The sequence below is a fragment of the Neobacillus niacini genome (genome assembly GCF_023715785.1).
Lineage (GTDB): Bacteria > Bacillota > Bacilli > Bacillales > Cytobacillaceae > Neobacillus > Neobacillus niacini_E.
Map to the genome: position 1 here is coordinate 946545 of NZ_JAMBOX010000001.1, position 24474 is coordinate 971018.

Below are 24474 nucleotides of genomic sequence, written 5' to 3' on the forward strand. Positions count from 1 at the left end.
CGTTAACGGAAAGGCCTTCTTTTTAATCTTTTAAAGCTTTTCTAGATTGACAAGGCAATCATATAAAGTGCTCCCGAGTCCGTTATCAGATTCATTGCTAGAAGTCAGATTATTGACCGGACCGCCAAACCTCTTCCAGATTCCTTCATCAATATTAATCGTGTTGGGGTGGGCAGCAGGCAGAACGGAGACAAAGCCTTTTACTTCTCCGCGATTGTTCCAGACACGAACATAATCCCCATTTTCTAATCCTAATTGATCAGCTATGTTTTGGGCAACCTCAACTTTAAGTTTCACACTGCCAGTTAACAGATGATAGTTTTGCGAGTGATTGGAACGCATTGGATGAATGGTTAACAAACTATATGGGTATCGGGCAGCAAGGGAAGGATTGGCCCACTTGGATTCTTCAGGGACTGCCAATTTAAGCAAGCCTGAATCCCCTTTTTGCTGCCCGAGAATTGAAGTAAATTCAAACTTTCCGGTAGTAGTCGCAAACCTTCGGTCCTGCCACGGAATTTTGGCAACCGGCAACTCCAAGTTTTGTTGCCTTTTTAACCCTTCTAGTGTCAAGCCGTGCTCACGCAATGGCTCCAACGTCATTTTCAGCCACTCGTCCCTGGAATAATCAAAATCCTGACCAAATCCCAGCCGGTGTGCGAGCTCAGTCCAAATCCATAAATCGGATTTTGCCTCTCCAGGAGCATCCACCAGCTTTGGTCCATAATTGATAAAGTGATGATACATAGAGGAATAATAAAAATCCTCTTCCTCAAACGAGGTTGCTGCCGGCAGTACATAATCCGCCTCTTTTGCCGTATCAGTCATAAACTGGTCAATTACAACAAGAGTTTCAACTGATGAAAATGCCTTTTGGACAATATTCGAATCAGGCACTTGGGTTAACGGATTGCCGCAGGTTACAATAATCATTTTAATTTCCGGATTTTTTGCCTCCAAAATTCCCTCTGCCTGTTTCATGATAGAAAACCGCCGATGGTTCTTCCGTCGTTTGGACAATGTCAATTCGTCAAAAGAGAAGCTTTGCCCGACCTGCAGATTGGCATAATTGGCCCCGCCGCCAGGAATTCCAATATTTCCGCTTACGGCAACTAACGCGTCAATCAACCGGATCGTATTCCCACCATTATGGTAGCGCTGCAGCCCCAAACCTATATAGGTTGAAGTAGGTTTATCAGCATAAACATAGGCTAGTTTAGTAATTACATTCAAAGGAACTTCCGTCATTTCACTAATCCGGTCTAACGATATTCCTTCAAGAAGTCCCATCAAATCATCAAATCCGTATGTTGATTGTTCAATAAATCCTGTATCCTCCAGACCCAACCGGAGCATTTCCTTCATCACTCCAGCAGCAAGGAGACCATCCATTCCTGGTTTAATGGTAATATGCTGATCGGCAATTTTGGCCGTAGCATTAAACAGCGGGTCAATGACAATCAGCTTGGCGCCAAGTTTTTTCGCCTCAACCAGCTTCTCATAAAAGTGCATGTTTGTCCGGGCGACATTTCTGCCCCAAATGATGATATTTTTACTATTGTAGATATCGTTTGGTTCATGGCTCCAGGCATTGCCAAAATCCCATTTTTGCGCTTCTATTCCCGCCCCCCAGCAAAGTGAGCCGTAAAGTTCCGTCACACCGCCATAGCAATTAAAAAACCGCTGATCCACGTTTTTTAAAATGCCGTTATTGGCATAATCATGACTGTGAAGCACAGCCGTAGTACCGTATTTTTCCCTGATTACTGATAGTTTCTCAGCAATCTCACTTAGTGCTTGTTCCCAAGTAATTTGTTCAAAGTGTCCATTTATTTTTTTCAACGGGTACAAGAGCCGCTGTGATGAATTCGTCCTAGTTTCCAGCATTCGCCCGCGCCCGCAAATTTTACCCTTTGTAATGGGATGGTCCGGGTCGCCCTCAACTTTTACTACTCTGCCATTATCAATGGTTACGTTAAACCCGCAGCTATCCCAGCAATTTAATGGACAGGCCGCTTTTACCACAGTCGTCATCTCTCCACCCCCAGATATCTCTAATTATCCTATAGAATAATATAGTTCACAAAAAAAAAGAAGCATGAAGATTATTCCTCCTGATGCTTCAAAAGAATCTTTTTCATTTTTCGGGAAAACTCTTTTCTTGGGATCATGACGCTGTGGCCGCAACCCTCGCATTTAATCCTGATATCCATGCCCATACGGATAACTTTCCAGCGATTTGTGCCGCACGGATGCTGTTTTTTCATCTCGACCACGTCGTTTAATCCAAACTCTTTTTCTTCCATTACTATCCCCCCTAAACGCCTTTTCCTGGTTCTTTTGAAAACATAACAAGCCGTGGATACGGAATTTCAATTCCGTGCTTATCCAATTGTTGTTTAACATCGCTGCGAATTTTACGGGCCAAGCCAAAATGTTTCATTGGGGCCGTTTCAGCTACAATCCGTAGTACCACTTCATGCGGCCCAAAATTTTGAATACCCAGTAAATCTGGTCGTTTAACCAATTCTTCATACCGCCCGGGCATTGTATCCAGCAATTCTTCAATTACCCTTTGTGCTTCATCGATATTTTCTTCATAAGCAATGCTGATATCGACAACTGCCACACTATTGTTAATCGAGAAATTTGTCACCTCGACAATGCTCCCATTTGGAATGACATGGACCTCGCCTGTCCAATTTTTTATTTTTGTCGTTCGTAAGCCAATGGCTTCAACATCACCCTCAAACTGACCGAGTCGCACATGGTCTCCTACGGAAAATTGGTCTTCAAAAATAATAAAGAAGCCGGTAATTACATCCTTTACCAAACTTTGCGCTCCAAAACCTACCGCCAGTCCGACAATTCCCGCTCCTGCAAGCAGTGCCTTCACATCAATATTAAAAACCGAAAGGATTGTCATAAAGGCGATAAAGTAGACTACATACGAAAGGATATTGTCAAGAAGCTTGGATAGCGTTTCTTCCCTCCTGGCATTTGTTCTGAGTGGAGAGAGATTTCTAATCTTAAATATGTTATGAATCGCAGCTTTGCCGATTCGAATCAATATATTTGCAATAACTAGGATAATAATAATTTTTAAAATGCCTTCGCCAATATTTAACCATGTATCTTCATTTTGGAATTTATCTACTAATTTCTGAATACCTTTTTGAGTAAGAGTCTTATTATCAAGAACCATTTATGCACCATCCTTTGTCTTGCCTACCACATTTATTTTATCAATTTTTCATTGGAGAGAATAGCATTGTGAATTTTTCTTTTTCTCCCTTACAGCATGTATAGACTTCCTGAATTTTCCGTATACTGTTAAGGCAAATCACCGAGTTAAGGGAGTGGACTTAATGAATCTGAAGGCAAAGCTGTTTAATCGGATTGCCAAAACAAATATTATGCATGACGAGTTTCAAGCTACTGAAACATTGGCTGAAGAATTGCTTGCTAATATCCCGGCGGTAACAACTCGTCCGATTGTATTTGTCTGCATAGGCACCGATCGTTCTACTGGAGATTCATTAGGGCCGCTTGTCGGAACTCTATTGGAGGAAAAGGATCCTTCGCCCTTTTATGTTTATGGAACCTTGGACCAGCCGATACATGCTGTCAATCTTGAAGAGAGACTGAAAGAAATCAACGCTAAGCACAGGAATCCATATTTGATCGGCATTGATGCCTGCCTTGGCCGGATCAAAAATGTAGGCGTTATTCAACTGGGACACGGGCCTGTCAAACCCGGAGCCGGAGTAAATAAAGAGTTGCCAGCCGTAGGCGAAATTCATATAACCGGTATTGTCAATGTCAGTGGCTTTATGGAATTTTTCGTTTTACAGAACACCCGATTGAATCTGGTGATGAAGATGGCAAAAACCATTGCGAATGGAATCTACCAGGCAAGCTTGCAATATCCCAGACAAAGCTGGTCTGAACTGGAATGGATGGAAGAGGAAAAAACGAATTGAAAAGAGCATCGCTTGTCACAGCGGTGCTCTTAAATTAGTTCATTGCATAAAGTATGGCCACAACAACTCCGACCACCACGATGCCAGGGAGGAGGTTGCCCACCTTGATTTTTGTCAGGCCGATCATATTTAGCCCAATGGCAAAAATCATGATTCCGCCTGTTGCAGTCATTTCAACAATAAACTGATCCATCAATGCCTTGGGCACAAATAAATCAATTTGGGTAGCAAATAAGGCAATAAGACCTTGATAAAGCACGACCGGGATGGCTGAAAAAATTACCCCTATCCCGAGGGTGGTTGTCAGAATTAACGAGGTAAATCCGTCAAGCAGCGATTTTGTGTACAGAACATCATGATCGCCGCGAATTCCGCTATCGAGCGCACCAATAATGGCCATTGCACCGATGACAAAAATTAATGTAGCGGTGACAAAGCCCTCAGAAATACTGCCCTTCCCATTCGAGCCAAGCTTGCTTTCCAGCCAATTTCCTAATTCATTTAACTTATCTTCCAACCTAAGCATTTCACCTAAGACGGCACCAGCAACTAGACTGATAATAACAATAAGAAAATTCTCACTTTTGAAGCCCATTTGCAGCCCTAATACCATGACTGCCAGTCCAATGGCCTTCATGACTGTATCCTTCATGGTCTCAGGGATCCGATTTAACAGCTTCCCCAGCAAAGTGCCAATCACAATCAATAATCCATTTACAAGTGTTCCCAATAAAAACATAGCTGTTCCCCTTTTTTCGCTTTACGAAATGATAATAGTATTAAACTATCATTTTTTTTTGCCATTGAAAAGAAAAAAAAACCATCAAACCGATGGTTAAAGTTCTTCATTTTGACCCAATAATTCCAGAATCCGCTCCAGATCCTCTTCGGTGAAGAATTCTATTTCAATTTTGCCTTTATGTTTGTTCTTTTTAATGTGAACAGCCGTTCCAAACCGTTCACGCAGTGAATGTTCGCGTTCGATGAGGAAAACATCCTTTTTCTGGTCCGGCTTTTTTGTTTCACGTGGAACATTTTCATTTAATTGCTGAATCCACTTTTCTAATTGGCGGACGTTTAAGGACTCCTGGATCACTTTTTCCACTATCGCGGCAAGCTTGTTCTTTTGGCGTAAGCCTAATAATGCACGGCCATGCCCCATCGTAATCTTCCCATCAGATATCAACTCTTGAATTTTCGGCGGGAGGGAGAGGAGGCGGATATGGTTTGCCACATGCGGTCTACTTTTTCCTAACCGCTTGGCGACTTCTTCCTGCGTCAGCTTTAGCTTGTCCATCAAAGTTTGATAGGCAATCGCCTCTTCAATCGGATTTAAGTCTTCTCGCTGCAGGTTTTCAAGCACCGCCAATTCCATCATCTGCTGCTCCGTTAACTCACGGACAACAGCAGGAACAGTTTCCAGCTTTGCTTCCTTGGCTGCGCGGAATCGCCGTTCCCCGACAACAATTTCATACCCCTTAATACTTTTTCTGACGATGATGGGCTGGAGGATTCCGTGCTCCAATATCGAAGCCTTTAAATCCTCAATCGCCTCTTTCTGGAAGTGTTTGCGGGGCTGATACGGATTTGGGCGCAGTTCATTGACCTTGATTTCTTGAACCGTCTCTTCCTTGCCGGCCTCCATACTAAAAAATGCATTTAGGCCTTTCCCCAAGCCTTTAGCCATTTGCGACCACTTCCTTTGCCAATTCTAAATATACTTCTGCACCACGGGATTTCGAATCATAGGTAATGATTGGTTCCCCATGGCTTGGAGCTTCACTTAGACGAACATTTCTTGGAATGATGGTTTTATAGACTTTATCCTGAAAGTACTTCTTTACTTCCTCAATAACCTGAATGCCCAGATTGGTTCTGGCATCAAGCATCGTTAATAGCACGCCTTCAATTTTTAAATCTGAGTTTAAATGCTTTTGTACAAGCCTGACCGTATTTAGCAGTTGGCTTAAGCCTTCCAGTGCATAATACTCGCACTGAACTGGAATTAAGACCGCATCGGAAGCGGTTAGCGCATTGATAGTCAAAAGCCCCAAAGAAGGAGGGCAATCGATAATAACATAATCAAATTGATCCTTCACTTCTTCAAGTGCACGTTTTAGGCGAACCTCTCTTGAGATGGTCGGAACGAGTTCAATTTCCGCACCAGCCAATTGAATCGTTGCCGGGATGGCATATAAATTTTCGACCGGTGACGGCTTAATAACATCCTTCGCTTCGACATCATCGACTAAAACATCATATATGCACTGTTCTACTTCTGCCTTTTCAATTCCAATCCCGCTTGTTGCATTTCCCTGCGGGTCAATGTCGACTAACAAGACACGCTTTCCTATATGTGCTAAGCAGGCGCCCAGGTTGACAGAGGTAGTGGTTTTCCCGACTCCGCCTTTTTGGTTCGCGATTGCAAGGATTTTACCCACGATGCCACCTACCCTTTTATTCTTTAAAAATTTCATTCTGTGAATCTACTGATTTACCGGAAATCCTTATGGGGTTATTATCCGCCAAAAGGGAGGTAAAGTAAAATTTCATTCCTCTATTTTATCATGAAATAGGACATATGTTATTTTTTTTCAAAAAATATTCCAACACTTAGGTTTATACCATATTTTTCCTATTTATTGATTTTACGATAAAAAAATAAGAACCAAACATATTTTGTCTGGTTCTGTCCTATTTGCCTATTATTTTTTTTTAGGAATCCGAATGGTGAATTGGTAGTATTCCTCAAATTCTTCCTCTTCGGAGTCAAGCTTGATGCCGCTATCGGAAACCATGGAGAGCGATTGCCTAATTGTATTGACGGCAATTCGCATATCTTTGCTGAAGGCCTTTCGCTTTGGTTTTGGCTTGGCATTTTTTTGTTCAAGAATCTTCGTGACTCGATCTTCGGTTTGCTTGACATTCAAATTTTTTTCAATCACCTCTGCCAGCAATTCCACCTGTTTTTCGGGATTTTTTAGCGGAATTAGCGCGCGGGCATGGCGCTCGGTAATCACTTTATTTAACAGCGCCTCCTGAACAGGCTGCGGCAATTTTAGCAGGCGTAGTTTGTTGGCTACAGTCGATTGCCCCTTGCCAAGACGCTGAGCTAATGCTTCTTGAGTTAAGTTGTGAAGCTCAAGCAATTTTCCATAGGCCATTGCTTCTTCAATCGGGGACAATTCTTCACGCTGTAGGTTCTCAATTAGCGCAACAGAGGCTGTTTGGGTGTCGTTCATATTTTTGACAATGGCCGGCACTTCTGTCCAGCCAAGTTTTTTCATTGCCCGCCAGCGCCGTTCCCCGGCGATGATTTCGTATTTATCAGCAGCAAACTCTCTTACGACAATCGGCTGGATAATCCCGTGTATGTGAATCGTTCTTGATAATTCTTCAATTTTATCTTCATCAAAAACGGTCCGTGGTTGAAACCGATTAGGAATAATTTGATTGATCGGTATTTTTTTTATCTCTTCGTTTCGTTCTATATTCAGGTCTTCATCAAGCTCAATCGTTTGTTCGCCCTTGTCCCCAAAACCAAAGAAGCGTGTAAACGAATTCTTCATCCCCCACACCACCTTCATGAAATCCCTATTATTAATTCTCTACGCAACTTTAATCCTCCTGCCTAGAATAACATTTTTGCAGTAAAAATGTTAGCCCTGCGGTACAGGATTGCTGCTGGCGTGAGCCCAAAAAGAAAAGCTACTCAATCGGTGCTTTCCCTGGTGTGCCGGGCTTGCGCGGGTATTTCTTCGGTGTTTGTTTTTCCTTTTTGATTACAATAATGGTCCGTTCAAATTCTTCAATCGGCAGCGTAAACGTAAATTGATTTTCCAGTTTGCCTCCAAGTGTGGTAATTGCCTTTTGCCCTGCCTTTAGTTCTTCTTCTGCATGTATTGCCTTAAGGGCAATAAAATGCCCCCCTACCTTCACAAGCGGCAGGCATAGTTCACTTAGAACCGACATTCTTGCCACCGCTCTAGCGGTAACCACATCAAATTGCTCCCGGTAGTTCGGATTAACCCCAAAAGTTTCTGCACGGTCATGGACAAATTGCACATTTTCCAAATTTAATGTGTTGGCTAGATGCGTTAGAAATGAAATACGTTTATTTAGTGAATCGACGATTGTCAATTGGATATGCGGGAAAGCAATTTTTAACGGTATGCTGGGAAAGCCGGCACCTGCCCCGACATCACAAAGATGAAAGGGCTTTGTAAAATCATAATAAAATGCAGCGGCAATCGAATCGTAAAAATGCTTTAAATACACATCACTTTTTTCGGTAATGGCCGTTAAATTGATTTTTTCGTTCCATTCAACCAGCGTCTCGTAGTATTTCTCATATTGATCCAACTGGGTACTGGTTAAAGCAATTCCTTTTTCCTGAAGGCTTTTTGTAAATTGTTCAATATTCATATGAAGTTCCTCACTAATTTTTGTCTAGCTGCAGGCCTAGGGGCTTCCGCTTTTCTAATTAGAAACCCTAGCAATTTTACCTTGCTCCAAATAAACAAGCAAAATGGATATGTCAGCAGGATTTACCCCGGAAATTCTTGATGCCTGGGCTAGGGTAAGCGGCCTGACTTTCTTCAGCTTTTGCTTTGCTTCTGTTGCCAGTCCTGAGATGGCATCGTAATCTATATTTTCTGGGATCTTTTTGTCTTCCATTTTTCTTAATCGCTCCACCTGCTGCAGCGACTTATCAATATAACCCTCATATTTAATTTGAATTTCTACTTGTTCCTTCACATCGTCAGTTAACGGTACAGCTGATTTCGTCAGAGTTTCCAATAGTTCATAGGACATTTCCGGCCGTTTTAACAAATCGGAAGCGCGGATGCCGTCCTTTAATTCGCTGCCGCCGATGCTTCTGATCAGTGCCTGCACGTCTGCCGATGGTTTTAGAATAATTGACCGCAGACGGTCGATTTCGGCTTCAATTGCTGCCTTTTTTGCTAAGAACGACTGGTAGCGTTCTTCTTTGATTAAACCAATTCGGTTGCCTAGCTCCGTTAACCGCAAATCGCAATTATCATGTCTTAACAGCAGACGGTATTCCGCTCTTGATGTTAATAGACGATATGGTTCATTAACCCCTTTGGTTATCAGGTCATCAATTAATACCCCAATGTAGGCATCGGAACGGCTTAACACGACTTCCTCACGGCCAAGCGCATTCATCCCGGCATTGATACCGGCCATCAACCCCTGACCCGCAGCTTCCTCATAACCGGATGTGCCATTAATTTGCCCGGCTGTATATAAATTTTTAACAACCTTTGTTTCTAATGTTGGCCATAACTGAGTCGGCACAATGGCATCATATTCGATGGCATAACCAGCCCGCATCATTTGCGCGTTTTCGAGGCCAGGCACGGTTTTGATGATTTGCTGCTGTACATCTTCAGGCAAGCTGGTCGACAGGCCTTGGACATAGACTTCCCTTGTATTTCTTCCTTCTGGCTCGAGGAAAATTTGATGGCGCGGTTTATCGTTAAAACGAACAACCTTATCCTCAATCGACGGGCAATAGCGCGGCCCGGTACCTTTGATCATGCCAGAGAACATCGGTGAGCGATGCAGGTTTTGGTCAATTAAGCTATGGGTTTTATCGTTCGTATAGGTCAGCCAGCATGGCAGCTGGTCCGTAATAAATTCAGTTGTTTCATAGGAAAATGCCCGCGGTTCTTCATCACCAGGTTGAATTTCTGTTTTGCTGTAATCAATCGTGTTACTGTTCACGCGAGGCGGTGTCCCGGTTTTAAAGCGGACAAGTTCAAACCCAAGCTGTTCCAAATGCTCCGACAGTTTGATTGATGGCTGTTGATTATTCGGACCGCTGGAATATTTCAATTCCCCAATGATAATTTCACCGCGCAGGAATGTACCGGTAGTTATAACGACTGTTTTCGCACGATAGACCGCACCTGTTTTGGTAATTACTCCTTTGCAGATGCCATCCTCGACAATCAATTCCTCAACCATGCCTTGAATTAAGGTAAGGTTTGGTTCTTCCTCAAGAGTCTTTTTCATTTCATGCTGGTAGGCAAATTTATCAGCCTGCGCCCTTAGCGCACGGACAGCAGGGCCTTTACCGGTATTCAGCATCCTGATTTGGATAAGTGTCTTATCAATATTTTTTGCCATTTCACCGCCGAGAGCATCTATTTCCCGGACAACAATCCCTTTTGCCGGACCGCCGACGGAAGGATTGCAGGGCATAAAGGCAACCATATCCAAATTGATGGTAATCATTAATGTTTTCGCGCCCAGCCTTGCCGCCGCGAGGCCAGCCTCACAGCCAGCATGGCCAGCGCCGACGACGATGACGTCGTAACTTCCTGCTTCGTACTGCATATTTTTCCTCCTTTTCCGCGTTAAGCGGAAACATCTATCTTTCACAGCGTACGGTCAGCCGCACGCCACCCACAGATTATTTACCAAGGCAGAACTGCGAAAATAATTGGTCAATCAGGCTTTCGTGAACACTGTCGCCGATAATTTCGCCAAGCAGTTCCCACGTTCTCGTCAAGTCGATTTGGACCATATCAATCGGAGTTCCGAGCTCTACTGCACCTATCGCTTCCTCAATTGCTTGTAAGCTTTGATTTAACAAGGCAATATGGCGGCTGTTCGAAACGTAGGTTACATCCTTTGCTTCAATCGATCCGGCAAAGAATAATGATGCAATCGCTTCTTCAAGCTCATCGACACCGCTGTCCTCGAGCAGCGACGTCGTCACCAATTTATAATCCTTTGCCAATTCTTTGACCCGATTCAAATCTATTTGCTGCGGCAGGTCAGTTTTATTGACAATGACGATGACATCCATTCCTTTTACCGCTTCGAACAGGTTTTCATCCTCTTTTGTCAGCTGGTCCGAATAATTCAACACAAGGAGGATCAAATCGGCCTCTTTCAATACCTGACGTGAGCGTTCAACCCCAATCCGCTCTACGATATCCTCGGTTTCCCGGATTCCCGCTGTATCCAATAGCCGAAGCGGAACGCCGCGGACATTGACATACTCTTCAATCACATCGCGAGTTGTCCCGGGAATATCAGTAACAATTGCCTTATTCTCATGGACAAGGCTGTTTAATAATGATGACTTGCCGACATTCGGCCTTCCGATAATAACAGTTGAAAGTCCTTCCCGCAATATTTTGCCCTGCTCCGATGTTTGCAGCAGCTTATTTATTTCTTCTCTGACATAATGCGCTTTCGGCAGCAGCATCGTATGGGTCATTTCCTCGACATCATCATATTCGGGATAATCGATATTCACTTCAATATGGGCGAGTATTTCAAGAATTTCCTGCCTCAATCTTTTAATCAGCTTGGACAAGCGGCCTTCCATTTGGCCTAGCGCCACATTCATCGCTCGGTCCGTTTTCGCCCGGATTAAATCCATGACCGCCTCAGCCTGGGATAAATCAATCCGGCCATTTAAAAATGCCCGCTTCGTAAATTCCCCTGGTTCCGCCAGTCTTGCTCCGTTGTTCAGAACGAGCTGGAGCACACGATTGACTGAAACAATTCCGCCGTGGCAATTTATTTCAATTACATCCTCTTTTGTAAACGTCTTTGGCCCCTTCATGATTGAGACCATAACCTCTTCAACCACTTGGCCGTCTTTCGGATTTTGCAAATGACCATAGTGAATCGTATGGGTCGCCATTTCCGAAAGTTTTTTTCCATTTATGCTTTTAAACAGTTTATCAGCAATCGTGATCGCTTCATCCCCGCTAAGGCGGACAATCGCAATCGCTCCCTCCCCCATCGGAGTGGAAATTGCCGCAATTGTATCAAACTCCACTTTGTACACCTCACAACTAAAAAAGTCAGCCTTTTAACAAACTGACCTGAATTATCCACAAATGATAATTATCTTGTATTATTTTAACTTATCCACATGTGAATAACAATAAAACACTTTTGATGACTAAAAAGTTATTCACATTGTTTTTTTTATTAAAATCTTTCTTTTAACGCAAAAAAAACACCCCTATCCTAAGGACGGGGTGTTTTACTGCTTATTTTCTAACTGGTGAGATTACCACATGGCGATGGGGTTCGGTTCCATCGGAAAGGGTTTTTACCCTCTTGTTTTCGGCCAAAGCGGTATGAATCACCTTGCGCTCATATGAAGGCATCGGCTCAAGCGCCACATCTTTACCAGTCTTGATTGCCTTTTGGGCGAGGCGCTGGGCCAGTTGAATCAGGGTGTCGCTCCGACGGTTACGATAATCCTCCGCATCGAGGATCACAGTCAAGTATTGCTCGGAATGGCGATTGATCACAAGCTGAGTCAAATACTGAAGCGAATTCAAAGTTTGGCCGCGCTTACCGATTAATAAGGCGATTTTCTCACCGGACAACACAAATTGAACCTGCTTGCCATCACGCTTTGCCTCGATTTCAACCTCGGCGCCCATTTGTGCACTTACTTGGTTCAAGAATTTCTTTGCCTCTTCAATCGGGTCAATAATGACAGTTACCTTCACTACTGCCGGGCGTGAGCCAAAAATGCCAAAAATCCCTTTTTTACCTTCATCGATAATGTCTACATCTGTGCGGTCTTTGGTCGTCTTTAATTGAGCTAAAGCTGATTCTACTGCTTCTTCGACAGTTTGTCCTGTAGCAGTTACCTGTTTCACTTTTTTGCTCCTCCCGCTTTACCGGTGGCTGTTGCCTTAAGATCCGGTCCTTTAATGAAATAAGTTTGAACAATCATGAAAATATTACCTACAACCCAGTACAATGAAAGGGCTGCTGGGAAGCTGATCGCAAACACAACAATCATAATCGGCATCATCCAGAGCATCATTGCCATTTGCGGGTTATGCTCCTGGCCGGCCATCATGATTTTTTGCTGAATAAACGTAGTTATTCCGGCAACAATCGGCAAAATGTAGTAAGGATCCTTTTCCCCCAAATCAAACCACAGGAAGTTATCCTGGGCAATTTCCCTTGTTCGCATAATCGCATGATAAAACCCGATCAAAATCGGCATTTGGACCAGCAATGGGAAACATCCGGCCATTGGGTTAACCCCGTGCTTTTGGAACAGGGCCATGGTTTCCTGCTGCAGCTTTTGCTGGGTCTTTTGGTCTTTAGAGCTGTATTTTTCGCGTAAAGCTTTCATTTCAGGCTGCAATGCCTGCATGGCTTTTGAGCTTTTTGTCTGTTTGATCATTAATGGCAGTATCACCAAGCGGATTAAGATGGTGACCACAATAATCGACAGTCCAAAGTTACCGCCAAGCAGGTGTGCCATTTCCTTAATCAGCCATGATAACGGATAAACAATATATTCATTCCAGAATCCTGTGCTTTCCTCGGTAATCGGTTTATTTACTTCACTGCATCCTGTCAGCAGCAAGAACACGAAAAGCATGCCGAATACCAGTAATATTCGTTTTTTCAACCAGTTTTTCCTCCTTGCAACAAAGTATCCTCTATGTAAATTTCACATTTAAGCGATTTCATAGGATATTTTAACATTTTTAAATGATGCTTGTCTTTATCACTCTTAAGAAATTTGAATAAATTATCACAATTATCGCCTAAAGATTTTTCTTTAAAACCTTGCCGACCTTCAGTACATGGGCCAAACTGTTTTTCACTTCAAAAAAGTCCATATCCGCGGCAGGTTTCCTGGCGATGATGACATAGTCGTTGCCAAGGGCAAGTTGTTCCTTTAACTCAAAAATGGCTTGTCTTATGTACCGTTTTATTTGGTTGCGCGTTACCGCATTGCCGAGTTTTTTGCTAACCGACAGCCCGATTCGGAAGTCCGCTTGTCCTTCTTTTTCAAGACAATAGACAACGAATTGCCGATTGGCAAACGAACGCCCTTTTTGAAAAACGGTTTGAAAGTCCTGATTCTTTTTAATTCGGAGCTCTTTTTTCATCTTAGCCGAGCTTTCCTCCTTAAATTTGAGGCAAGAGAACTCTCCCCTGCCTCACCTAATTGAAAAAAAGACCACTGAGACGTTTCAGTGGTCTATGCTGATAATACTTTTCTTCCTTTGCGACGACGACGAGCAAGAACCTTACGTCCGTTTGGTGAGCTCATACGGCTACGGAAACCGTGAACCTTGCTGTGCTTGCGCTTATTTGGTTGATATGTTCTTTTCATATATGACACCTCCCTGGAAGGATCGCCTTCAAATTCAAGTCAAATGACAGTCTTACTTATTATAAAGATGTCTACTTTATATTGTCAACCACTGTCTATTACCAAATTCACCCGTGACTAAAATGGTGATTCCAAACTCATAGCTAAAAATAGCAGCAAAAAGTTTTCCAGCGCCCTAAAAAAATATTGTGGATAAAAAATCGACAAATTTCTCGCTATCCACACAAGATATTGACAGGATTTTCACAAATTATCAACCTGTGGACAATTATTGTGCACAGGTTACAGCAGATGTGGATAAACTTTGAAAAACCATTGCACACCTAGCTATTATTTGATATTATATTTGTGTTTTCACCCTGAATAACTTTATCCCCAATTAGTTTTATCCACAGATTGTGGATAACATGTGGACAGGTTATTCAACGGTTCTGTAAAAACTTGTCCACAAGAGGTGGATATTGTCGAAACTCCACTTTATTTCCTTATTATACGTTTTCCACAATCACCGTTTCGTATATTTATAAATTAATAGGTTGTTCTCCATGGATTAAACATTATTCCACTAAAATATTAGTCGAATTTGATACCTGGACAGGAAACAATATTCCAAAGGAGTTAGACTCTTTTTGCACAGAAACATACATTTCAAAAATTATAAAGGGAGGGAAACCAGTTGGAAAATATTGCGGATCTTTGGCATGCAGCGCTTGCGAACATCGAGAAGAAAATCAGCAAACCCAGCTTTGATACCTGGCTTAAAGCCACCAAAGCGCATTCGCTTCAAGGCAATCTGCTTGTCGTAACGGCTCCAAATGAGTTTGCCCGCGATTGGCTCGAGGAGCGCTACTCTCAGCTGATTTCAGGAATTCTTTATGATATTACGGGGGAAGAACTGTCGGTAAAGTTTATCATTCCGCAAAATCAAAAAGAGGAAGAGCTTGAGATTCCGACGCCCCGTAAAAAGGCCAAAAAGGATGAAGAGCAAACAGATTTTCCTTCAAATATTTTAAACCCTAAATACACCTTTGATACCTTTGTCATCGGATCTGGCAACCGTTTCGCCCATGCTGCGTCGCTTGCTGTTGCCGAAGCGCCAGCCAAAGCCTATAACCCCCTATTTATCTACGGGGGTGTCGGTCTCGGAAAAACCCACTTGATGCATGCGATTGGCCATTATGTCCTGGACCATAACCCGTCCGCGAAAGTGGTTTATTTATCATCAGAAAAATTCACCAACGAATTTATTAACTCGATACGGGACAATCGCGCAGAGAGTTTCCGCAATAAATATCGAAATGTCGATGTCCTGCTTATTGATGATATTCAATTTTTGGCCGGAAAAGAATCAACCCAGGAAGAGTTTTTCCATACTTTTAACGCCTTGCACGAGGAGAGCAAACAAATTGTCATCTCAAGTGATCGGCCGCCCCGTGAAATTCCGACCCTGGAGGACCGTCTCCGCTCTAGGTTCGAGTGGGGCTTGATTACCGACATCACACCTCCTGACTTGGAAACAAGGATTGCTATTTTGCGCAAAAAGGCAAAAGCGGAAGGTCTGGATATTCCAAATGAAGTTATGCTTTATATCGCCAATCAGATTGATTCCAACATCCGAGAGCTCGAGGGTGCCTTGATCCGCGTTGTTGCCTATTCGTCTTTAATTAATAAAGACATAAATGCCGACCTTGCCGCCGAAGCGCTGAAGGATATTATTCCAAGCTCAAAGCCGAAGGTCATTACGATTTTGGAGATCCAAAAGGTAGTCGGCGAGCATTATAATATCAAGCTTGAGGACTTTAAGGCCAAAAAGCGGACTAAATCAATTGCCTTTCCAAGACAGATTGCCATGTATTTGTCGCGTGAATTAACCGATTATTCTTTGCCGAAAATAGGAGAAGAATTTGGCGGCCGCGACCATACCACCGTCATCCATGCTCATGAAAAGATTTCAAAGCTTCTTCAGACAGATTCGCAGTTGCAAAAACAAATGAAAGAATTGAATGAGCAGCTTAAAATATAAGACAGTGAATGATGTGAATAACTTCTTAGAGTCTATACACAGTCTGTCCACATGTGGATAGGCTGTCTTTCCGTTGAAAATTGGAGTTATCCACATGTTAACAAGCCCTACTAGTACTTCTACTAATTTTTTTATAAAAAATAATATATATATGCTATCGCTTTTAAAAATATGCCTAAACGGAGGATTTTAAAAAATGAAATTTATTATCCAGCGTGACCGCCTAGTCCAAAGTGTTCAAGATGTTATGAAAGCAGTCACCTCGAGGACAACAATTCCTATTTTGACGGGGATTAAAATTACGACTACCAATGAGGGAGTAACCTTAACCGGAAGTGATTCGGATGTCTCGATTGAATCATTTATTCCGAAAGAAGAAGCTGGCGATGAAATTGTTGAAATTAAACAAACTGGCGCGATTGTCCTACAAGCAAAGTTTTTCAGTGAAATTGTAAAAAAGCTACCTACCGACACTGTTGAAATTGAAGTGCATAGCTCGCTTCAAACCGTTATACGTTCCGGCAAATCTGAGTTTAATTTAATTGGCCTTGATGCGGAGGAGTACCCTCACCTGCCGCAAATCGAAGAAAATAATAAATTCCATATTGCCACTGACCTGTTAAAGGCGATGATCCGCCAAACTCATTTTGCTGTATCCACTTCGGAAACACGGCCAATCTTGACAGGTGTAAACTGGCGAATTGAGAATGGTGAGCTGACCTGTATTGCAACAGATAGCCACAGGCTGGCGTTAAGAAAAGCCAAAATCGAAACAGAAAATACTGAAAGCTATAATGTTGTCATTCCTGGTAAAAGCCTAAACGAATTAAGCAAGATTATTGATGATTCCAATGAATTAATCGATATCGTCATTACCGAGAATCAAATTTTATTTAAAGCGAAGCATTTATTGTTTTTCTCACGATTATTAGAAGGCAATTATCCTGATACGTCGAGATTGATTCCTTCAGAAAGCAAAACCGATATAACGGTAAATACGAAAGAATTCCTGCAAGCAATTGATCGTGCTTCCCTTCTCGCCCGCGAAGGAAGAAACAATGTGGTCAAGTTTTCAACAATTGGGGGCGGTGTGATTGAAATTTCCTCCAATACACCGGAAATCGGAAAAGTTGTGGAGGAAATTCAAGCTGAAGCTATTGAAGGTGAAGAGTTAAAAATATCCTTTAGCGCAAAATATATGATGGATGCCCTAAAAGCGCTCGAAGGGACCGATATCAGAGTCAGCTTCACTGGTGCGATGCGCCCATTCGTGATTCGCCCAATGCATGATGAATCGATTTTGCAGCTCATTTTGCCGGTCAGAACCTATTAAACGACCTATTGCAACCATATGCCGCCATGCCGTTGGCGGCTTTTTTTAGGGTTTCCTTTGTTTTTGATGGAGTTTTTTAGTAAAATAAAGTATTGGGACCATTTTAGAAGGTGAGGGTGAAAACGTGCCTGAAAAAGTAAAACTGGATACGGAATTTATCACTTTAGGCCAATTTTTAAAGCTTGCCGATGTGATTCAAACCGGCGGCATGGCCAAATGGTTTTTGAGTGAACATGATGTGTTTATTAATGGCGAGCAAGATCAAAGACGAGGAAGAAAGCTTCGATCTGGAGATGAAATTAGAATCCCGGGCTTTGGGGAGTTCGTCATAACGGAGTAAGGATGACTTTACATGTATATTCAACAATTAGCCTTAAAAAATTATCGGAATTACGAGGAAATGTTTATTGAGTTCGAAAATAAAGTAAATGTCATCTTAGGTGAAAACGCCCAAGGCAAAACAAATGTCATGGAATCCATTTACGTTTTAGCAATGGCTAAATCCCACCGAACCTCAAACGATAAAGATTTAATTCGCTGGGACCAGGATTATGCTAAAATAGAGGGAAGGGTTCAAAAATACCACAGCTCTGTCCCTATGCAATTAGTGATTTCAAAAAAAGGGAAAAAAGCAAAGCTTAACCATATTGAACAGCAAAAACTCAGCCAGTATGTCGGAAATATGAATGTGGTTATGTTTGCGCCTGAGGACCTAAACCTGGTGAAAGGAAGCCCCCAGGTTCGCAGACGGTTTATTGATATGGAAATTGGCCAAATCTCTCCAATTTATTTGCATGATATGAGCCAATATCAAAAAATACTTCAGCAGCGCAATCATTATTTAAAAATGCTGCAAATCAAAAAACAGACTGACCAAACCATGCTTGAAATATTGACGGAACAGTTTATTGGAATGGCTGTAAAAATAGTTGCCAAACGATTTGAGTTCCTCCATTTACTCGAAAACTGGGCGAAACCGATTCATCATGGAATTTCCCGCGGGCTGGAGGCACTTGAAATTCACTATAAACCCTCCGTGGAGGTATTAGAAGAACAAGACTTGTCGAAAATGATAACAAGTTTTGAAGAGAAGTTTGCAAAAGTGAGGTTAAGGGAAATCGAACGGGGCACTACCCTGTTTGGCCCGCATCGCGATGATTTGCTGTTTTTAGTTAATGGCCGCGATGTGCAAACATTTGGCTCACAGGGACAGCAGCGGACAACGGCGCTGTCGGTCAAACTGGCGGAAATTGAATTAATTCACGCTGAAATTGGCGAGTATCCAATTTTACTGTTAGACGATGTTTTGTCGGAACTGGATGATTATAGGCAGTCACATTTATTGAATACGATTCAAGGCAAGGTGCAAACCTTTGTTACTACTACTAGTGTGGACGGAATTGATCACCAGACATTGAAGGAAGCTTCAACGTATGAAGTGAACTCCGGGGTCATAAAGAAAGTTCATTGAGGTGCTCTATGTATATCCATATCGGGGAAGACCACAGCATTAGGGTCAATGATATTATCGCCATTTTAGATAAAGCAAGTGTCAAAAATTCGGAGCTGCTGACAGAATTTTTGGAGCATCATCAAGACAAGTTGATGAATCTTTCCAAAAATCCCTTTAAATCGGTTGTAGTGACGTTTGACAAGGTGTACCTTTCCCCGATTGCGTCCGGTACTTTAAGAAAGCGTTCCAATCAAGTTACGATACAGGAAATTTAACAAATAGATTAGCTCCTTTAGTAAAAATGAAAATAGTTTTATTGGCAGAAAGTGCAGGTGAATCAAGTGACAATGGATCAAAAAGCAATGCAGGAGCAAACATATGATGCGCATCAAATTCAAGTTTTAGAAGGACTTGAGGCTGTACGAAAAAGACCAGGCATGTACATCGGTTCAACAAGCGGCAGAGGCCTTCACCATCTTGTTTGGGAAATTGTTGATAACAGCATAGACGAGGCGCTCGCAGGCTTCTGTAACGAAATCAATGTCACGATTGAAGAAGATAACAGCATTACCGTCAAGGATAATGGCCGCGGCATTCCTGTTGACATTCAAGAGAAAATGGGACGGCCGGCAGTGGAAGTCATTATGACCGTTCTTCATGCAGGCGGTAAATTTGGCGGTGGAGGCTATAAGGTTTCCGGCGGACTGCACGGTGTAGGTGCCTCAGTTGTTAATGCCCTTTCGACTGAACTCGAAGTCTACGTCCATCGCGACGGCAAAATTCACGAGATTAAATTTGAACGCGGCAACGTTGTTTCTGAACTAAAGGTAATCGGAACAACAGACAAAACCGGAACAATAACCCATTTTAAGCCAGATGGGGAAATTTTTACCGAAACACTAGAATATGAGTATGACATACTCGCCACCCGTCTTCGCGAACTTGCCTTTTTGAATCGTGGCATAAAAATTACGATTGAAGACAAGCGAGTGGAAAATAAACAAAATGAATATTATTACGAGGGCGGAATTAAGTCATATGTTGAGCATTTAAACCGTACAAAAGAGGTCATCCACGAAGAGCCAATCTATATGGAGGGTGAACGTGATGGCATCAGTGTCGAGGTTGCCCTGCAATACAATGATGGTTATACGGAGAGCATTTATTCCTTCGCCAATAATATCCATACTTATGAGGGCGGAACGCATGAAGCCGGCTTCAAAACGGCCCTTACCAGGGTTATAAACGACTATGCCCGCAAAAACGGACTGATTAAAGAGAATGAGACAAATCTCTCCGGGGAGGATGTGCGGGAAGGGTTGACGGCGATTGTGTCGATTAAGCACCCGGACCCGCAGTTTGAGGGCCAAACAAAAACCAAACTCGGAAATTCTGAAGTCAGAACGATTACGGATACAGTTTTTTCTAGCACTTTTGAAAAATTCCTATTGGAGAATCCAAGTGTTGGCCGGAAAATTGTCGACAAAGGACTTATGGCGGCACGGGCTCGACTTGCGGCTAAGAAGGCCCGGGAATTAACGCGCCGTAAAAGTGCATTGGAAGTCTCCAGTTTGCCAGGTAAATTAGCTGACTGTTCTTCAAGAGACCCAGGAGAAAGTGAATTGTATATCGTTGAGGGTGACTCCGCAGGCGGTTCCGCAAAACAGGGGCGTGACCGTCATTTTCAGGCGATTCTACCGCTCAGAGGTAAAATTCTAAATGTTGAGAAGGCCCGTCTCGATCGGATTCTGTCAAACAATGAGGTTAGAGCGATGATTACCGCGATAGGGACTGGGATTGGCGAAGATTTTGATATTTCTAAAGCCCGCTATCATAAAATCGTGATCATGACTGATGCAGATGTTGACGGTGCCCATATCCGGACACTCCTATTAACCTTCTTTTATCGGTTTATGAGAAAAATTATTGAAGCAGGATACATTTATATTGCCCAGCCTCCGCTTTATAAGGTGCAGCAGGGTAAAAGAGTCGAATATGCCTACAATGACAAAGAACTTGACCGGATTTTTGCTGAGCTGCCTAGTCAGCCAAGGCCGAATATCCAGCGCTATAAAGGTTTGGGAGAGATGAATCCCGAGCAATTATGGGAAACAACGATGGATCCTAGTGTCAGAACCATGCTTCAAGTCAGCCTTGAAGATGCGATTGAAGCGGATGAAACCTTCGATATGTTAATGGGGGAAAAGGTTGAACCACGCCGTAACTTCATTGAGGAAAATGCACAATATGTAAAGAATCTAGATATATAACAAACAAAGGGAAAAAGGGTAGAGGTGTGCGCTATCCTCCTTTTTTCTTTTAGGTGATCCCTAATAGGAGGTACCAAGTATGAGTGAAACGCCAAATTCGCAAATTAAAGAGATTAACATTAGCCAGGAAATGAGATCATCCTTTCTTGACTATGCGATGAGTGTTATTGTATCACGTGCCCTTCCGGATGTACGTGACGGATTAAAGCCAGTCCATCGCCGTATTCTTTATGCTATGCATGATCTTGGAATTCATGCGGACAAACCATATAAAAAGTCTGCACGTATCGTTGGTGATGTAATTGGTAAATATCATCCACATGGTGATTCTGCCGTTTATGAAACAATGGTGCGAATGGCTCAAGACTTTAACTATCGCTACATGCTAGTTGATGGCCATGGAAACTTTGGTTCTGTTGACGGCGACTCTGCGGCGGCGATGCGTTATACAGAATCAAGAATGTCAAAAATCTCAATGGAATTATTAAGGGACCTTAATAAAGACACCATTGATTATCAAGATAACTATGACGGTGAAGAAAAGGAGCCGGTCGTATTGCCGGCAAGATTCCCTAACCTTCTGGTCAACGGTACAACGGGCATTGCAGTCGGGATGGCTACAAACATTCCTCCTCACCAGCTTGGTGAGGTCATCGATGGTGTCTTGGCGGTCAGTCATGACCCAGGCATCACCAACCAAGAGTTAATGGAAATCATTCCGGGTCCGGACTTCCCTACAGGCGGGATTATTCTTGGCCGCAGCGGCATCCGCAAAGCTTACGAAACAGGCAGAGGCTCGATTACATTGCGGGCCAAGGTGGAGATTGAACAAAAATCAAACGGCAAAGAAACGATTATTGTCAATGAAATTCCATATCAAGTCAACAAAGCAAAATTGATTGAAAAAATTGCTGAGCTTGCCCGCGATAAAAAACTTGAAGGCATTACAGACCTGCGGGACGAATCAGACCGCAGAGGGATGCGGATTGTTATTGAACTTCGCAAGGACGCAAATGCCAATGTACTGTTAAATAACTTATATAAGTTAACGGCGATGCAAACAAGCTATGGCATTAACATGCTTGCATTAGTGAATGGCCATCCGAAGGTATTAACGTTAAAGCAATGTTTAGTCCATTATTTGGATCACCAAAAAGTTGTTATCCGCCGGAGAACAGAATTTGAACTGCGTAAAGCAGAAGCACGCGCTCATATTTTGGAAGGTTTGCGTGTGGCACTTGACCATATTGATGCGATTATTGCGTTGATTCGCGGTTCGCAAACGACAGATATTGCCCGTCAAGGGTTAATGACCCAATTCAACCTTTCTGAAAAACAAGCACAGGCGATTCTCGATATGCGCCTGCAGCGTTTAACAGGACTGGAAAGAGAGAAAATTGAAGAAGAATACCAAAACCTGGTCAAGCTGATTGCTGAATTAAAGGCGATTTTGGCAGACGAGGAAAAGGTTCTTGAGATTATTCGTGAAGAACTGCTTGAAATTAAAGAGCGTTTTAATGATAAACGTCGTACTGATATTGCTGTTGGCGGTATTGAATTTTTCGAGGATGAGGATTTAATTCCACGTGAAAGCATCGTCATCACCCTGACACATAATGGTTATATCAAGCGGCTTCCAGTATCGACCTACCGTGCCCAAAAACGGGGCGGCCGCGGCATCCAAGGAATGGGGACCAATGAAGATGATTTTGTCGAGCATTTAATTACCACCTCGACGCACGATACCATTTTATTCTTTTCGAATAAAGGGAAGGTTTATCGTACCAAAGGCTATGAAATTCCGGAATATAGCCGCACTGCAAAAGGAATTCCAATCATTAACCTTCTCAGTGTAGAAAAAGGAGAATGGATTAATGCCATTATCCCGGTAGAAGAATTTGTTGATGATTGGTACTTATTCTTTACAACAAAAGAAGGAATATCCAAACGTTCCCCATTGTCATCATTTGCGCATATTCGTAATAACGGATTAATAGCCTTAAGCCTGCGCGATGGCGATGAATTGATTTCGGCTCGTTTAACCGACGGAAGTAAGGAAATTATTATCGGCACAAAAAATGGGATGTTAATTCGCTTCCCGGAAACAGATGTCCGGTCAATGGGCCGAACTGCAACAGGTGTGAAAGGGATTACCCTCGACAGTGGCGATGAGGTTATCGGCATGGAAGTGCTGGAAGAGGATAACGATATTCTGATTGTAACGAAAAATGGCTATGGCAAACGCACTCCTGCTGCCGAATACCGAATTCAAGGCCGGGGCGGAAAAGGTATTAAAACCTGCCACGTCACAGAGAAAAATGGGCATCTTGTGTCGGTTAGAACGGTCACCGGTGAAGAAGATTTAATGTTAATTACCACCGGAGGTGTGCTCATCCGTATAGATGTAGCCGGCATCTCCCAATTAGGCCGAAACACTCAGGGCGTCAAATTAATCAGCATCAAGGAAAATGATGAATTTGTCGCTACTGTAGCCAAGGTCGAAAAGGAAGAAGTAGATGAAGAAGATCATCTCGAAGGTGAAGAAGTCGAACTAGGCGAAGCACCAGATTCAAACGAAGAAGCTAAACCAGTTGAAACACCAGATTCAAACGAAGAAGCTGGATCGGATGAAACACCAGATTCAAACGAAGAAGCTGGATCGGATGAAACACCAGATTCAAACGAAGAATAATTACTGGGAAGGGGCACTCGTATGTAGTGTTCCTTCTTTTATATAGCTTTTTATTATCGTCATAGTAAAAAATATAATAAAAAGTGTTGACTTCCCTTTATTGTGATGGTATATTAATAAAGTCGCCTCGGGCGATAACAAATTCGATCTTTGAAAACTAAACAAACAAAAACGTCAACAATAAAACATTCATTTCTTTCGAAATGAAGCCAACGTAACTTTTATGAGCTAATCAACTCAACTTTATTGGAGAGTTTGATCCTGGCTCAGGACGAACGCTGGCGGCGTGCCTAATACATGCAAGTCGAGCGAATCACTGGGAGCTTGCTCCCGGTGGTTAGCGGCGGACGGGTGAGTAACACGTGGGCAACCTGCCTGTAAGACTGGGATAACACCGGGAAACCGGTGCTAATACCGGATCATTCTTATCGACACATGTCGGTAAGCTGAAAGTCGGTTTCGGCTGACACTTACAGATGGGCCCGCGGCGCATTAGCTAGTTGGTGAGGTAACGGCTCACCAAGGCGACGATGCGTAGCCGACCTGAGAGGGTGATCGGCCACACTG

General features: G+C 42.9%; 22 protein-coding genes and 1 rRNA gene. 9 read left to right on the forward strand and 14 right to left on the reverse strand.

What is annotated here, in order from left to right:
• Positions 1-30: 30 nt before the first annotated feature.
• From M3234_RS04495 to M3234_RS04505, 3 genes are all read right to left on the reverse strand, one after another.
• Entirely contained in the window at positions 31-2034 is a 2004-nt protein-coding gene (locus M3234_RS04495) for a molybdopterin-dependent oxidoreductase (protein ID WP_262303518.1), read from the reverse strand.
• Positions 2035-2105: 71 nt separating this feature from the next.
• A complete protein-coding gene (locus M3234_RS04500; RefSeq protein ID WP_262303519.1) occupies positions 2106-2306 on the reverse strand; it encodes a DUF951 domain-containing protein in 201 nt (66 codons plus the stop codon).
• A gap of 11 nt (positions 2307-2317) precedes the next feature.
• Positions 2318-3205 (reverse strand): mechanosensitive ion channel family protein, encoded by an 888-nt coding sequence (locus M3234_RS04505; protein WP_262303520.1) that lies wholly within the window; start codon positions 3203-3205, stop codon positions 2318-2320.
• Positions 3206-3368: 163 nt separating this feature from the next.
• Between M3234_RS04505 and yyaC the strand changes: the two genes are divergently transcribed.
• On the forward strand, positions 3369-3983 hold the full coding sequence (gene yyaC, locus M3234_RS04510; RefSeq protein ID WP_262303521.1) for a spore protease YyaC: 615 nt from the start codon (positions 3369-3371) through the stop codon (positions 3981-3983).
• A 34-nt stretch (positions 3984-4017) separates the two neighbouring features.
• Here yyaC and M3234_RS04515 read toward each other — a convergent pair whose 3' ends face one another.
• The 11 genes from M3234_RS04515 to rpmH form a co-directional block, all read right to left on the reverse strand.
• Complete coding sequence (locus M3234_RS04515) at positions 4018-4722, reverse strand: DUF554 domain-containing protein (protein WP_262303522.1); 705 nt, start codon at positions 4720-4722, stop codon at positions 4018-4020.
• A gap of 96 nt (positions 4723-4818) precedes the next feature.
• Positions 4819-5670 (reverse strand): ParB/RepB/Spo0J family partition protein, encoded by an 852-nt coding sequence (locus M3234_RS04520; RefSeq protein WP_262303523.1) that lies wholly within the window; start codon positions 5668-5670, stop codon positions 4819-4821.
• Positions 5663-6424, reverse strand: coding sequence for a ParA family protein (locus tag M3234_RS04525; RefSeq protein ID WP_262303524.1), 762 nt, complete (start codon positions 6422-6424; stop codon positions 5663-5665). Before M3234_RS04525 ends, M3234_RS04520 begins: the two co-directional genes overlap by 8 nt.
• 264 nt (positions 6425-6688) lie before the next feature.
• On the reverse strand, positions 6689-7552 hold the full coding sequence (gene noc, locus M3234_RS04530) for a nucleoid occlusion protein (protein ID WP_262303525.1): 864 nt from the start codon (positions 7550-7552) through the stop codon (positions 6689-6691).
• 139 nt (positions 7553-7691) lie between these two features.
• Positions 7692-8408 carry a 16S rRNA (guanine(527)-N(7))-methyltransferase RsmG gene (gene rsmG, locus M3234_RS04535; protein WP_262303526.1) on the reverse strand — a complete coding sequence of 239 codons (717 nt, stop codon included), beginning with the start codon at positions 8406-8408 and terminating at the stop codon, positions 7692-7694.
• Between the two features lie 54 nt (positions 8409-8462).
• On the reverse strand, positions 8463-10349 hold the full coding sequence (gene mnmG, locus M3234_RS04540; protein WP_262303527.1) for a tRNA uridine-5-carboxymethylaminomethyl(34) synthesis enzyme MnmG: 1887 nt from the start codon (positions 10347-10349) through the stop codon (positions 8463-8465).
• A 76-nt stretch (positions 10350-10425) separates the two neighbouring features.
• A complete protein-coding gene (mnmE, locus tag M3234_RS04545; protein ID WP_262303528.1) occupies positions 10426-11811 on the reverse strand; it encodes a tRNA uridine-5-carboxymethylaminomethyl(34) synthesis GTPase MnmE in 1386 nt (461 codons plus the stop codon).
• 217 nt (positions 11812-12028) lie between these two features.
• Positions 12029-12652 (reverse strand): RNA-binding cell elongation regulator Jag/EloR, encoded by a 624-nt coding sequence (jag, locus tag M3234_RS04550; RefSeq protein WP_066310694.1) that lies wholly within the window; start codon positions 12650-12652, stop codon positions 12029-12031.
• Complete coding sequence (spoIIIJ, locus tag M3234_RS04555) at positions 12649-13422, reverse strand: YidC family membrane integrase SpoIIIJ (RefSeq protein WP_262303529.1); 774 nt, start codon at positions 13420-13422, stop codon at positions 12649-12651. The genes jag and spoIIIJ overlap by 4 nt, the downstream gene beginning before the upstream one ends.
• A 139-nt stretch (positions 13423-13561) precedes the next feature.
• On the reverse strand, positions 13562-13909 hold the full coding sequence (rnpA, locus tag M3234_RS04560; protein ID WP_262303530.1) for a ribonuclease P protein component: 348 nt from the start codon (positions 13907-13909) through the stop codon (positions 13562-13564).
• A 92-nt stretch (positions 13910-14001) separates the two neighbouring features.
• A complete protein-coding gene (gene rpmH / locus M3234_RS04565) occupies positions 14002-14136 on the reverse strand; it encodes a 50S ribosomal protein L34 (protein ID WP_262303531.1) in 135 nt (44 codons plus the stop codon).
• A 676-nt stretch (positions 14137-14812) separates the two neighbouring features.
• Here rpmH and dnaA point away from each other — a divergent pair.
• From dnaA to M3234_RS04605, 8 genes are all read left to right on the forward strand, one after another.
• Positions 14813-16159 (forward strand): chromosomal replication initiator protein DnaA, encoded by a 1347-nt coding sequence (gene dnaA, locus M3234_RS04570; protein ID WP_066310698.1) that lies wholly within the window; start codon positions 14813-14815, stop codon positions 16157-16159.
• Positions 16160-16355: 196 nt separating this feature from the next.
• Positions 16356-17492, forward strand: coding sequence for a DNA polymerase III subunit beta (dnaN, locus tag M3234_RS04575; protein WP_066310701.1), 1137 nt, complete (start codon positions 16356-16358; stop codon positions 17490-17492).
• 124 nt (positions 17493-17616) lie between these two features.
• Positions 17617-17832 carry a S4 domain-containing protein YaaA gene (gene yaaA / locus M3234_RS04580; protein ID WP_262303532.1) on the forward strand — a complete coding sequence of 72 codons (216 nt, stop codon included), beginning with the start codon at positions 17617-17619 and terminating at the stop codon, positions 17830-17832.
• 12 nt (positions 17833-17844) lie between these two features.
• On the forward strand, positions 17845-18963 hold the full coding sequence (gene recF, locus M3234_RS04585; RefSeq protein WP_262303533.1) for a DNA replication/repair protein RecF: 1119 nt from the start codon (positions 17845-17847) through the stop codon (positions 18961-18963).
• Positions 18964-18971: 8 nt separating this feature from the next.
• Positions 18972-19220 (forward strand): extracellular matrix regulator RemB, encoded by a 249-nt coding sequence (remB, locus tag M3234_RS04590; RefSeq protein WP_262303534.1) that lies wholly within the window; start codon positions 18972-18974, stop codon positions 19218-19220.
• Between the two features lie 72 nt (positions 19221-19292).
• Positions 19293-21215, forward strand: a complete 1923-nt coding sequence (gene gyrB, locus M3234_RS04595) for a DNA topoisomerase (ATP-hydrolyzing) subunit B (RefSeq protein WP_262303579.1) — start codon at positions 19293-19295, stop codon at positions 21213-21215.
• 79 nt (positions 21216-21294) lie between these two features.
• Positions 21295-23907 (forward strand): DNA gyrase subunit A, encoded by a 2613-nt coding sequence (gene gyrA / locus M3234_RS04600; protein ID WP_262303535.1) that lies wholly within the window; start codon positions 21295-21297, stop codon positions 23905-23907.
• Between the two features lie 243 nt (positions 23908-24150).
• Positions 24151-24474, forward strand: a 16S ribosomal RNA gene (locus M3234_RS04605); the annotation flags it as partial.